Consider the following 12,755-nt stretch of genomic DNA (forward strand, 5'->3'; position numbering starts at 1 on the left):
GGCTCTCGCTCGGGTCCGACGCGGGTCGCTTAGCCCAACTTCACGTCCATCGCAACAGCAATTCTCCGTGAGATGAATATCGTGCAAAACTCTTCACAAAGACTTAATGAATTCGAACGCATGGTGGGTTGAACAGACTGGGGGTCAGATGGACCGGTTCCTGTGCTGCCTGCTTGGAATGCACGATCTCAGATTCGTGCTGGCCGCCGCGGTCATCTGCTGTGTCTCGGCCGGTACCACCGTCGCCCTGCTCAGACAGATACAGACGCGCCGCCACATGACCGCGACACAGGTGAACGACCGCGCCTATTGGGCGCGCCGGGCCCTGCTGGGTGCGGCCGCCGTCTCCGGCTTCGGGATATGGGCGACCCACTTCATCGCCATGATGGGTTACGATCCCGGTGTTCCCGTCCGCTATGACGTCCCGCTGACTCTCTTGAGCGTGACGGTGGTAGTGGTCCTTGCCACGGCCGGCTTCGCACTCGTGACCTCGGGAACATCCGGCAAGGTCGGGCTCCCGCGCCTGACCTGCGGCGCGGTTCTGATCGGGCTGGGCATCTCGTGTATGCATTACCTGGGCATGGCGGCCCTCCTCGCTCCCGGAAAGATGCAGTGGGAGCGCTCGTTCGTGGTGGCGTCGGTGGCGCTGTCGATTCTGCCCATGGTCCCGGCGCTGGCGCTCACCCTCCGTCGCCATGGTCGAGCCAGTGCCGTCGCCGCCGCGACGTTGATGACATTGGCGGTCGTCCTGCTGCATTTCGTCGCCATGGCCGGCCTCGACATCCAGCCCGTTGCCGGCGTCACACCCACCACCGGGCGCACCGACATGCCGCCGGAAGCGCTGGCCGCCATCGTCGCCTGTGTCACGCTGGGGCTGCTTGCGATGGCCGCGATCATCCTGATCGCCAACCGCCGGGCCGACCAGGCGATCGAGTCTGGCCATCGCGAATTCAGGGCGATGATCAACGCGATTACCGACTGCGCCATCTACCTCATCGACCCCAGGGGCCGCATCCTGAGCTGGAATGCTGGCGCAACCCGGATGTTCGGTTACACGCCCGACGATATCATCGGCCATCACGCAAGCCGGCTTCAGGCCCAACCGATCTGGCCCGAAGCGGACCTGGCTTCGGGCGGGGCGACCGACGGTCTTGCCGTGGCCGCCAATACCAGCAGCTGCAGCGATGTCAGTCTGCGGCTTCGTGCGGATGGCTCGACGTTCTGGGGTGACAGTACCCTGGAGCCGATCCAGGGCACCGACGCGCGTATCGCGGCCTTCGCCTGCGTCGTGCGCGACGTCAGCGTGGCGCGTGAGAACCGCCTGCATCTCGACGCGGCACTCGAACACATGCACCACGGGCTCGTCGTCTTCGACGGCGAAGCGAGGACGCGGCTGGTCAACCGGCAGTTTCGAGAGCTATGGCACCTCCCCGACCAGGAGCGCGTCATCGCAACCCACTACCGTGACCTCGCCGACATCTGCCTGCGCAGTGCGCACTGCGAGGCGACTGGCATGCGAGCCGACACCTTGTTCAGCCAGAATTACGCCGTTTCACATCATACCGCCGCCCGGACGGTCGAGTTGCATGGCGACAGGGTCATCTCCATCACCGGCCGCCCGATGCCGGGCGGGGGCTGGGTATTGACCCTCGAGGACATCTCCGATCGGCGACGTGCCGAGGCCCGCCTGAGCCACATGGCGCTGCATGACAGCCTGACGGGCCTGCCGAACCGGTCCAGCTTCATCTCGGGCCTGACGAAGGCCCTCGGCAATTCCGATGACCGGGTCGCCGTCATTGTCATCGATCTCGACCGGTTCAAGGATCTCAATGACTCCCAGGGACATCAGATCGGCGATGTCGCCCTGCGGGCGGTTGCGGCGCGCCTTCGCGACGCGATGCCGCCGCAGGGATCGGTCGCACGATTTGGTGGCGACGAGTTTGCCGCCTATCTCCCATTTCGATCCATGGACGAGCTGCATGCAGCCCTCGCCCGGCTGACGGCCTGTTTCTCGGCAGCGTTCAGTCTGGGGGACCTTGCCTGCATCGTCGATGCCAGTATCGGTGTCTCCATCAGCCCGACGGATCATACGCAGCCAACGCCGCTGACCGCCTATGCCGATCTGGCCATGTATCGGGCCAAGGCGAAGTTCGGCACCGGTGTCTGCTTCTACGAAAGTTCGATGAACGCTGCGGCACGGCGACGCAACGTCATCGCGGCCGGTCTGCGCCAGGCGCTGGCCTCGAACGAGTTCTCGCTGGTCTACCAGGTCCTGACAGACCTGCCATCCGGGCAGCCGATCGGTTACGAGGCCCTGCTGCGCTGGGAGCATCCGACCGAGGGTCACGTCTCGCCTGCCGAATTCATTCCGATCGCAGAAAGTACGGGCGACATCCTTGGTATCGGCGAATGGGTGCTGCGCGAGGCCTGCACGACGGCCGCCGGATGGCCCGAACCTTACCGGATCGCCGTCAATCTCTCCGGCGTGCAGATCTATCAGTCGGCCATCGATCAGTTGATTGCGAAAGTGCTGCACGCCACGGGGCTGCCGGCGGACCGACTCGAGCTGGAAATCACCGAGACCGCGATCATCGAGGACAAGACGGTGGCGCTCGACATGCTCAGGCGCATCAAGGCACTGGGGGTGACGATCGCGATCGACGATTTCGGCACCGGGCATTCCTCACTCGGAACCCTGCACGCATTTCCGATCGACAAGATCAAGATCGACCGATCCTTCCTCCTCGACGCCATCAACAACGCCCAGGCGCAGGCCATCATCAGGACCGTCGTCGCGCTCGGCCAAAGCCTCGACATCCCGATCCTGGCCGAGGGTGTCGAGACGCCCGACCAGGCCGAGATGCTCCAGCGGCTCGGCTGCAGCCAGGTCCAAGGCTATTATTTTGGACGCCCGGGCCCTCCGCCGCCCCCAGGAACGAGGCTTCCGACGATCGTCGGCCAATCCAGGCCGGTCACGATGCTTGACGTCGCCTGACATCAGCGAGCCGCGCATCGAAAGCGTTCAGCCCTGCCGATTCGATATCTCGATCAGATTGGCGTCGAGATCGCGTATATAGACCGACAGGATCGGGCCGGTCGCGCCGGTACGGGCGACAGGCCCCTCGATCACACCCACGCCGGCTGCGCTGAGGTGCGCGAGCACCGCATCGATCGGTGTCTGGGTGATGAAGCACAGATCCGCCGAGCCGGGTGTCGGCATGCCGGCCTTCGGCTCGAACTCGTGCCCCTGCTGGTGCAGATTGATCTTCTGATTTCCGAATGACAGCGCCCGGCGACCGTTGCCGAAACGCGTCACAGTCATCCCCAGGGCTCGATGGTAGAACTCGCATGTCGCGTCGACATCCGCGACAGTCAGGACGAGATGGTCGAGATGATCGATCTTCATGCGCCGGCTCCGAAGGCAGTGAGGCTCCCTAACGCCGCAGTCGCGCGATCGCTTTACCGCTCCTCGACGCGTTCGACCCCGGAGATGGTCTTGATCGCCTGGCCGAGCCGGGGTGTCACCGCGTAGTCGCCCGGCAGCGATACCTCGACCTCCTGGCCCTCGGCCAGATGCGGCACCAGCACCACCCTGCCCCGGCCGCCGCGTTCGCGGTCGAGAATGGTACGGATCTGCGAGATCGCGGCTGCGTCCTCGATCCAGATGCGCAGTTCGGCACGCGCCTCGCGGGCGGCCTGGTCGAGGCTGGCGACATCGGAGGCGGTCAGGCGCAGCATCTCGCCCTCCGCCTTGAGCTCGGCGGTGACCAGCACTGCCTGGCCGGCGACCAACAGCTCGCGGGTGCGCGACAGCACCTCGGAGAACAGCGTCACCTCGCAGCCGCCGGAGGCATCCGACAGGCGCAGCCAGGCCATGCGGCTGCCGGTACGGGTGGGACGTTCCTTGCGGTCGACGACGCAGCCTGCGAGCTGCACCCTGCCCTTGCCCGCCGCCGCCGCCTCGGCGAGGCGGGCGATGTCGATCGCGCCGAGACGACGCAGCATCGGGCGGTAGGCATCGAGCGGGTGGGCGGTGAGATGGAAGCCGACCGCCTCGGCCTCGAAGGCGAGGCGGTCGAGTTCCGGCCAGTCGTCGATGGCCGGAAGGCGCAGCGCCTCCGCTTGGCCACCGGCGACGGGAGCGCCGAACAGGCCGATCTGGCCGCTCGCCGCCTCCTCGGCCTGGGCGCTGGCGCGGCGCAGGATGGTCTCGGCGCCGGCGAACACCCGCGCGCGGGAGCGCTCGAGCGTGTCGAAGGCGCCGGCGCGGGCGAGGTTCTCGATCTGCATCTTGTTGAGCTGTCGGGGGTCGATGCGGGCGGCGAAGTCGGCCAGATCGGTGAAGGGACGCTCGCCGCGCGCCGTCTCGACCGCCTGCATGGCCGAGAACCCCACCTTCTTGACCGCGGCGAGGGCATAGCGGATGGCGAGGCTGCCGTCGGGCTGGGTCTCGACGGAGAAATCCGCCCCCGAGCGATTGATGTCGGGCGGCAGCACGCGCACGCCGAGGCGTTCGGCTTCCTGGCGCAGGGCTGCGAGTTTGTCGGTGCGCTCGCGGGCCAGCGACATGCAGGCGGCGAGGAACGGCACCTTGTGGTTCGCCTTCATCCAGGCGGTATGGTAGCTGATCAGCGCATAGGCCGCCGCGTGCGACTTGTTGAAGCCGTAATCGGCGAACTTGGCCATCATCTCGAAGACCTCGACGGCCTTGCCGGCCTCCACGCCGCGGGCGGTGGCCCCTTTGGTGAAGATCTCGCGCTGGGTGTCCATTTCGGCGCGGATCTTCTTGCCCATCGCGCGGCGCAGCAGGTCGGCCGCCCCGAGCGAATAGCCGGCCATCTTCTGGGCGATCTGCATCACCTGTTCCTGGTAGACCATGATGCCGTAGGTCTCGGACAGGATCTCCTGCGTGTCGGGATGCGGCGCCTCCCAGGCCTCACCGTGTTTTCTACGGCAATAATCGGGAATGTTGGCCATCGGGCCGGGCCGGTACAGCGCCACGGCGGCGATGAGGTCTTCCAGCCGGTCGGGGCGCATCTGGCGCAGAACGTCGCGCATGCCGGCGGATTCGAACTGGAACACGCCGGCGGTGTCGCCGCTGGCCAGCATCGCGTAGGTGGCGGGGTCGTCGAGCGGCACGCGGGCGAGATCGACCTCGTGGCCGAGCCCCGACAGCATGCGCAGGCCGCGCTGCAGGATGGTGAGCGTGGTGAGACCCAGGAAGTCGAACTTCACCAGCCCGGCCTGCTCGACAGCCTTCATGTTGTATTGCGTGACCAGCGTGTCGGCCTTGGGATCGCGATACAGCGGCACCGAATCGATCAGCGCGCCGCGGCCGATCACCACGCCGGCGGCATGGGTGCTGGCGTGCCGGTAGAGGCCTTCGAGCTGCAGCGCGATCTCCATCAGCCGGCGGACGGCCTCGTCGGAATCGCGCAGTTCCTGCAGACGCGGTTCGCCGTCGATGGCCTGTTTCAGCGTCACCGGCTTGGCGGGATTGTTGGGGATCATCTCGCAGACGCGGTTGACCTGGCCGAACGGCATGCCGAGCACGCGGCCGACATCGCGGACCGCCGCGCGGGCCTGGAGCTTGCCGAAGGTGATGATCTGCGCCACCCGCTCGGGGCCGTATTCGTGCCGCACATAGGCGATCACCTCGTCGCGCCGGTCCTGGCAGAAATCGATGTCGAAATCCGGCATCGAGATGCGTTCGGGGTTGAGGAAGCGCTCGAACAGCAGGTTGAACGGCAGCGGGTCGATATCGGTGATGGTCAGCGCATAGGCGACCAGCGAACCCGCCCCCGAGCCGCGTCCCGGCCCGACCGGGATGTCGTTCGCCTTGGCCCACTGGATGAAATCGGCGACGATCAGGAAGTAGCCGGGAAAGCCCATCTTCGAGATCACGTCGAGCTCGAATTCGAGCCGCTCGCGGTAGCGCGCCCGGGTGGCGTCGTCGGCGGCCATGGCGTCGAGCCTCGCGTCGAGCCCCCTCTGGGCCATCGCGCGCACGGTCTCGTCCTCGGTGGAGCCGGGCTCGACCTTGGGACAGACCGGCAGCACCGGCTTCGTCGGCTCGACCATCACCGCGCACATCCTCGCGATGGCCAGCGTGTTTTCGCAGGCCTCGGGCAGGTCGGCAAACAGCTCGCGCATCGCAGCCGCAGGTTTGAACCAGTGCTCGGGGGTGACGCGCCAGCGGTCCGATTCGCCCAGCGTGCGCCCCTGCGCGATGCACAGCAGCGCATCATGCGCCTCGTGCATCTCGGGGCGCGGGAAGAAGCACTCGTTGGTGGCGACCAGCGGCAGGCCGAAACGGTCGGCGAGCGCGATCATGCCAGGCTCGATGGCGCGCTCGAGCGCAAGGCCGTGACGGTGCAGCTCCATCATCACGCGGTCGCCGAACGCCTCGCGCATCCGCTCGATCAGGGCGCGGGCGGCGGGCTCCTGCGCCTCGCCGAGCAGGCGGCCGATCGGGCCGCGGGTGCCGCCCAGCAGCAGGATCAGGCCCTCGGCCTGGGCGCACAGCGTGTCGAGCGAGACGAACGGATCGGCCGGATCGGTCTCGATGAAGCCGAGCGAGGAGAGGCGCTGGAGGTTGGCAAGTCCCTGCGAGTCGCGGGCCAGCAGCACCACCGGATCGGCCGGCGGCGGGAGCTGGCCGGGGCGCGGAGGGGCGAGGTTGAGGCCGATCTGGCAGCCGATGATCGGCTGCACCCCCTTGGCGGCGCAGTATTGCGAGAATTCCATCGCGCCGAACAGGTTGGCGCTGTCGGTCATCGCCACCGCCGGCATCCCGTCGGCACGCGCCAGCGACGCGATCTCGGCGGGGCGGATCGCGCCCTGGCTGAGCGAGTAGGCGGTGTGATTGCGCAGGTGGACAAAGCGGGCGGTCATGTCGGACAGGCTACCACGCCCTGAAGCCGGTCGAGAAACCGCAGACCGGACCGCTCAGAGGCTGGAACAACCGCAGATCAGCCGGCGAGCAGGTCGACTGCGCGTCGCCGAAGGCGCGCACCCTGGCCAACCACGGCGCCCATGACGAGAGGATGGTCCCGCGCATTGATTGGCGGTCAGTTGCAGAAAGCGCCCCGCGGGAACTCCGACGGGCTGTTTTCTCTCGTGGGCCCGGTGCACCTGATAGACCCGTATCGGGGTTCGTCTGCGAAACGTATCTGGAAAGGTCAGATGACCGCTCCGGCGCGTCCACGGTCAGGCTTTCAGGGGCAGGCGCGGCCGGGATTGGAGGTGTTGACCACCACCACCAGCGGGTCGTCTCCGAGAGCGAGCGAGATCTCGCTCGTCCCGCCGAAGCCGGCGATCGGGCCGCCGCCGCCGATGGCATCGAACACCCAGCCGAAGGCGTCGTCGGCAAGGTCGATGGTCACGGGCCTCGCACTCACCGGCACCGGGACGTGGGCGTCCTTGTTCCAGTCGAGCGGATTGTCCCACCACAGCACGATCGCGTAGGTGCCGCTGTCATTGACCTGCACCAGCAGCGACTGCGCGCCGTCAGGCAGACCGGCCAGCGTGTATGGCAGGCAGTTGTTGCCGCCGGGGCTGGCCATTACGCCCGGCAGGGCGGTGAAACCGAGCAGGTTGTGGATCGCGGTCGCGGCCGCAGTGGGGATGTAGCCGGGCTGGCCCTGCGCGTCGGTGGTGCCGGTGGCGATGAACAGGCCGTAGCGGTTGTCACTGTCGACGACGGGATTGTCCGGCGTCTCGTAATTGTCGAACAACTGGTAGACGTAGGAGATCTGACCGAGCAGGACGTGATCGAGGAGCGAATCGAGCACCTTGATGGCGCGGGTGCCGTCGTCGAAGCCGTTGAGGTAGCCGAGATCGTTGCGAGAGGCATCGGTCGGCTCGACATAGGCGCCGCTCTCGGTGGAGATGCCGGCGATCGTGCTGCCCTGGAGCGGATTGAAGCCATACACGCTCGTGTCGGCGTCGGTGATCGTGTCGAGCACGCTGCGCTGGTAGTTGTTCGACGGCATCACATAGGGATGGTCGTTGGCGAGATCGGCCGGGAACCCCGCACCGGGCGTCGCGGTGGCGGCGACGGGACCGTTCGAGGTGAAGCTCGCCACCAGCGCGCCGGCGACATGGGGGTCCACACTGCCGGCCGGACAGAAATCCGCCTGCCGGGTCAGGCAGAAGAGCTGCCGCTGCCACGTGGTGGCGGCGGCGAGACCGGGAGAGGGCGAGAGATTGTCGATCTCGTTGAGGCCCTCGATGATGCGCAGCGCGCCGGGACGCATCGGCGGCCCGTCGAACTCGCCGCCGACGCCGGCGAACAGGCGATCGAGCTGCTGCGTCTCGAAGGCGATGCCCTGGTCGCGATGGGGGAAGACGAGGGCGAAGCTGTCGCCGGACTGCGACAGTGACTCGATCCAGGCGGCCTGCTGATAGCTCTGGAAATTGCTGTCGGCGTTGGCGGGCAGGCCGCTGCGAAGCTGGGTGATGCCGAGCCAGGCGAGGGCGGACCGGATGTCGGGCAGGCTGGCGTAGAGCCCGTAGCCGCCGGTGTCGTCGAGATTGACGTCGACACCGACCATGGCGGAGATCGACGCGATCGACAGGCCGTGCGGCGAGGGCTCGGCGGTGCCGGCCTGACCGCCGGTCGGGCAGCAAACCCAGAGTGTCAGGCCGGTGAGTGCGCCGAACAGGCCATTTCCGAACACGCGCACGGCCTGCCTCCCGATTTTGTGATGACAGAAAGTATCAGTTCAGCATCGACGGGGGACAGAAGGTTTTGGGTATCGAATGATTTCGGTCAGGAACATGCGCGCGGCGTGAACGCCTGCGCGACGACCGCGCCCAGTCCGCAGGCCAGCAGCAGCGCCGGCGGGAACCAGCAGAAGCCCGCGCCGAGCCATCCGCCGGTGCGGTGGAAGGCCCACACGACGGGAAAGATCACGAACATGTGGGTGAGGTAGATCTCGTAGCTCAGTCGGCCCGGCGCGCGCAGCCAGCCGAAGCCGCGATGGGCGAGGTTCGGGGCCCAGCCGTGGTGGAAGGCGAGCAGCAGGGCGGCGGTGCCCAGCGGGAGAGCGAGTTCGACGGGATTGCCGAGGGCGCCGAACAGGGCCGGCTCCTCGAGCAGGAAGCCTGCGACGCAGAGTGCTGCGAGGCCGCCGAGCACCCGCCGCGCCGAGGGGCCGGGGGGCGGCAGGCGGGCGGCGATCAGGGCGGCGGTGATGCCGGTGGCGATCGCGCACATGCCGGGCCAGGTGGCTTTCTCCTGCCAGATATCGGGGGCACCGGAGAGGGTATGCAGCGCGTAGGGCAGCGACAGTGCGAGGGCCGCGAACAGGACCGCAGCCAGGCGATCGTGCCGGCCGAGCAGCAGGCAGGCCAGCGGGAAGCCGAGATAGAAGGCTTCCTCGATCGACAGCGACCACAGCACGTCCCACCCACCCGGCAGGTAGCCGGTCCGGCCCTCGTAGACGTTCAGCCACATGGTCAGCGCCGAGATCAGCGCCCCGGCCAGCGACTGGGTGGGGCGGAGGATGGTGTAGTTCGGCACGTGCAGCAGGTGCAGTGCTGCGAGCACGGCGAGCAGGACCGCCAGCAGCGGCGCGATGCGCCTGAGGCGGCGGCGGTAGAAGGCGGGCGCGTCGATGCGGCCGAGCGAGCCGTGGCGTTCGATCACGTGGCCGGCGATCAGGAAGCCGGAGATGGTGAAGAACATCGTCACCGCGTTGCCGCCCGACCAACTCAGCGCCGACAGCAGCCTGTGCGGCAGCACCGCGGCGAGGCCGGTGCGGGCGAGCGGGATGCGCAGAGCGAGATGGTGGGTGAGGACCAACAGGATCGAGATGCCGCGCAGCAGGTCGATGCCGGGATTGCGGCCGGTTGACGATACCGACGACACCGTCGGGACCGGGCCTGATCGTGGCATCATGACGGCTGGTTGCTCAGGCACCAGATATTGAGCATGGCGGCGGCGGGGGCCGCCCGCAATGCAGGGTCGGCGCCGTAGACATGGTCCCGTATCCGCGGCGACATGGCATTGATGTAGCCATCGAGGGTCGTGAAGGTCAGATACTGGTGGCGATGGCCGGGGGTGATGGCGGGTTTCGTGGTGACGGTCTCCTCGCCCTTGAGAAGGGCGATCGCGATGTCGCCGCGAAGGGTCAGTGGCCCGCCGCTCGCGCCGTGCAGATCGCCACGCAGGCTGATGTCGTAGTCCGAGATCAGCAGGTGGCTGGAGTCGTCGTAGGTGCCGCCCGTCAAGGCGATACTGCGGATCGGCTCGTGCCCCCACTGCCGGACGCCGAGGCCCGGTATGCCTGTGGCGACCATCGGTGTCATACGATCGACGCTGTAACGACCCCGCGGCAGGGCCAGATAGGGGTGCAGCGCAGCCGTGGTGGCGCGAAGCAGGGCGATGTCGGCCCTCTGGTGGCCGTCGAGCAGGGCAAGGGGGAATACGGTGCCGGCTTCGTCGCGACCGGCCAGCATCGAGCAGTGGTCGACAACATGGCGCGCGGTCAGCACGTAGCCGTCCGGCGAGATGAAGAAGCCGGTGCCGTGCGCGAAATGCGCGTGCGCCGCGTGATCCTCGGGCGCCTCGAGTGCGGCCCGCAACGCCGCATCGGGTCGCGACGGCGCGTAGACCGCCCATGCGACGACGGCCCGCATTGCCAGGGCCACGAACGCGAGCCAGGGCAGCAGGACCCTCTGCAGCAGCCAGCGCAGCAGTCGCCGCGACCGACCGCCGGTTGCCCGGCGTGGCCGGCTCCTGCACTCTGTCGCGTCGGTTTGCATGGTGCGGGAGTATCACATCTTGAGTCGTCGTGCTGTCCTGTCCCTTGTCGTTCTGGCCGCCTGCCCTGCCCTGCCCTGTGCTGCCGCCGATGCGGGCTGGTCGGACCCGCTCGCGCCGCTGGAGCTGCCGCGGGCGGCGAATGCGTTTCGCGACGGGGCCGGGTTGCCGGGACCGGCCTACTGGCAGAACCGGGCCGATTATCGCATCGCGGTGGCGATCGATGCGAAAACCGACGTGTTGAGCGGGCAGGAGACGATCACCTACGCCAACAACTCCCCGGATTCGCTCGACAGGATCTGGCTTTATCTGGACCAGAACATCTACCGGCGCGATGCGCGAGCCTCGGTGATCGCCAGCAAATGGTTCGGACAGCACTTTACCGATGGCGACGTCATCGAGAGCGTGCAGGTGATCGACGGCACGGGCAGCTATACGCCGAAGACGATCGTGTCGGACACGCGCATGGCGGTGGAACTGCAGCGCGATCTGGGCAGCCATCACGCGCTGAAGCTGAAGATTGCCTGGCATTACACCGTCCCCGGGCCGTGGGGCGGGCGTACGGCGGTGACGCCCGACTCAGAGGGCAAGATCTACGAGATCGCGCAGTTCTATCCGCGCGTCGCGGTCTATGACGATCTGCGTGGCTGGGACACGCTGCCGTATCTGGGGGCGGAGTTCTACAACGAGTACGGCAGCTACGATTATTCGGTGACGGCGCCGGCGAACATGGTGGTGGCCGGCTCCGGCGCGCTGGTCAATGAAGCACAGGTGCTGGATGCCGCGCAGCGCGCGCGTCTCGCGCAGGCGCGCGCGAGCGACAAGACGGTGATGATCCGCACGGCGGCGGACGTGGATGCGGCGCCGCGCGAGACATCGCGGACCAGGACATGGCACTTCACGATGACGCCCACGCGCGACGTGGCCTTCGTCGCCTCGCGCGCCTATCTGTGGGACGCGGCGCGGATCAACCTGCCCGACGGGCGGCATGCCACCGCGATGTCGCTGTATCCGAAACAGGACCAGGGTGCGGACAAATGGGGCCGCTCGAGCGAATATCTCAAGGATTCGGTCGAGAACTTCTCGCGCCGCTGGTACCCTTATCCGTGGCCGAACGCGATCAACATCGCAGGGCACGGTGCCAACATGGAGTATCCCGGCATCGTCTTCGACGGCATCAGGGATGTCGGGCGCGAGCTGTTCTGGGTGACGGCGCACGAGATCGGCCATGGCTGGTTTCCGATGATCGTGGGGTCGAACGAGCGGCGCTGGGCGTTCATGGACGAGGGGTTCAACACCTTCATCGACACAATCGAGTCGGATGACTTCAACCACGGCGAATACGCGCCCAAGCGCGACAGCGAGTATGCGCCCGGCGGCGGCAAGCCGGCCGACGAGATCGTCGGGCTGCTGCGCGATCCGAAAGCGCCGGTGATCCTCACCCCCGCCGACAGCGTTGGCGAGGCCTATCGGCATCCGGTGGAGTATTTCAAGCCGGCTTTCGGGCTGACCATGCTGCGCGAGACGATCCTGGGGCCGGAGCGCTTCGACCGCGCATTCCGCCGCTACATCGCCGCCTGGGCATTCAGGCATCCCGATCCGTCGGATTTCTTCCGGGCGATGTCGTCGGACTCGGGCGAGGATCTGGGCTGGTTCTGGCGCGGCTGGTTCATGAACAACGCGCCCCTGGACTATGCGCTGGAATCGGTGCGCTACGTCGATGGCGATCCGGCGAAGGGAGCGGAACTCACCCTGCTCGACAAGGGCGGGCTGATCTTGCCGGCACCCTTGCGGCTGACCTTCGCCGACGGGCATGTCGAGAACCGGGTGTTGCCGGTGGAGACCTGGCGTTACCGTCCGAACGTCACCATCGGGCTGCACACGAGCGCGAAACTCAGCCGCGTCGAGCTCGATCCGGACCACGCGATCCCGGATGCGGATCGCAGCAATGACAGCCTGACCGTCCCCTGAGCGGGCGGTTCCTCTC

General features: G+C 67.3%; 7 protein-coding genes. 2 read left to right on the forward strand and 5 right to left on the reverse strand.

Features of this window, described 5'->3' with window-relative positions; all coding sequences use genetic code 11:
• Positions 1–196: 196 nt before the first annotated feature.
• Entirely contained in the window at positions 197–2,995 is a 2,799-nt protein-coding gene (locus FHR90_RS05990) for an EAL domain-containing protein (RefSeq protein WP_183274920.1), read from the forward strand.
• A gap of 27 nt (positions 2,996–3,022) precedes the next feature.
• Here the strand turns inward: FHR90_RS05990 and FHR90_RS05995 are convergent, their stop codons facing one another.
• From FHR90_RS05995 to FHR90_RS06015, 5 genes are all read right to left on the reverse strand, one after another.
• Positions 3,023–3,406: a VOC family protein gene (locus tag FHR90_RS05995; protein ID WP_176622876.1), complete on the reverse strand. Its 384-nt coding sequence runs from the start codon at positions 3,404–3,406 to the stop codon at positions 3,023–3,025.
• A gap of 53 nt (positions 3,407–3,459) precedes the next feature.
• Positions 3,460–6,894: a DNA polymerase III subunit alpha gene (gene dnaE / locus FHR90_RS06000; RefSeq protein WP_183274921.1), complete on the reverse strand. Its 3,435-nt coding sequence runs from the start codon at positions 6,892–6,894 to the stop codon at positions 3,460–3,462.
• Between the two features lie 323 nt (positions 6,895–7,217).
• Positions 7,218–8,687 (reverse strand): hypothetical protein, encoded by a 1,470-nt coding sequence (locus FHR90_RS06005; protein ID WP_183274922.1) that lies wholly within the window; start codon positions 8,685–8,687, stop codon positions 7,218–7,220.
• An 86-nt stretch (positions 8,688–8,773) separates the two neighbouring features.
• The gene (locus FHR90_RS06010; protein WP_221188226.1) at positions 8,774–9,904 is read right to left on the reverse strand and encodes an acyltransferase family protein; all 1,131 of its coding nucleotides are present in this window, start codon (positions 9,902–9,904) and stop codon (positions 8,774–8,776) included.
• On the reverse strand, positions 9,901–10,770 hold the full coding sequence (locus FHR90_RS06015) for a S1 family peptidase (RefSeq protein WP_183274923.1): 870 nt from the start codon (positions 10,768–10,770) through the stop codon (positions 9,901–9,903). Before FHR90_RS06015 ends, FHR90_RS06010 begins: the two co-directional genes overlap by 4 nt.
• A 19-nt stretch (positions 10,771–10,789) precedes the next feature.
• On the opposite strand from FHR90_RS06015, the gene FHR90_RS06020 reads away from it, so the two are divergent.
• Entirely contained in the window at positions 10,790–12,739 is a 1,950-nt protein-coding gene (locus tag FHR90_RS06020; RefSeq protein WP_246330072.1) for a M1 family metallopeptidase, read from the forward strand.
• The last annotated feature ends 16 nt before the right edge of the window (positions 12,740–12,755 follow it).

Origin of the sequence: Endobacter medicaginis, assembly GCF_014192375.1 — a bacterium.
Classification (GTDB): domain Bacteria; phylum Pseudomonadota; class Alphaproteobacteria; order Acetobacterales; family Acetobacteraceae; genus Endobacter; species Endobacter medicaginis.

Coding starts and splice junctions, on each gene's coding strand:
- FHR90_RS05995 (WP_176622876.1), bottom strand. CDS start 3,406: ATGAAGATCGATCATCTCGACCATCTCGTCCTGACTGTCGCGGATGTC.
- dnaE (WP_183274921.1), bottom strand. CDS start 6,894: ATGACCGCCCGCTTTGTCCACCTGCGCAATCACACCGCCTACTCGCTC.
- FHR90_RS06010 (WP_221188226.1), bottom strand. CDS start 9,904: ATGATGCCACGATCAGGCCCGGTCCCGACGGTGTCGTCGGTATCGTCA.
- FHR90_RS06015 (WP_183274923.1), bottom strand. CDS start 10,770: ATGCAAACCGACGCGACAGAGTGCAGGAGCCGGCCACGCCGGGCAACC.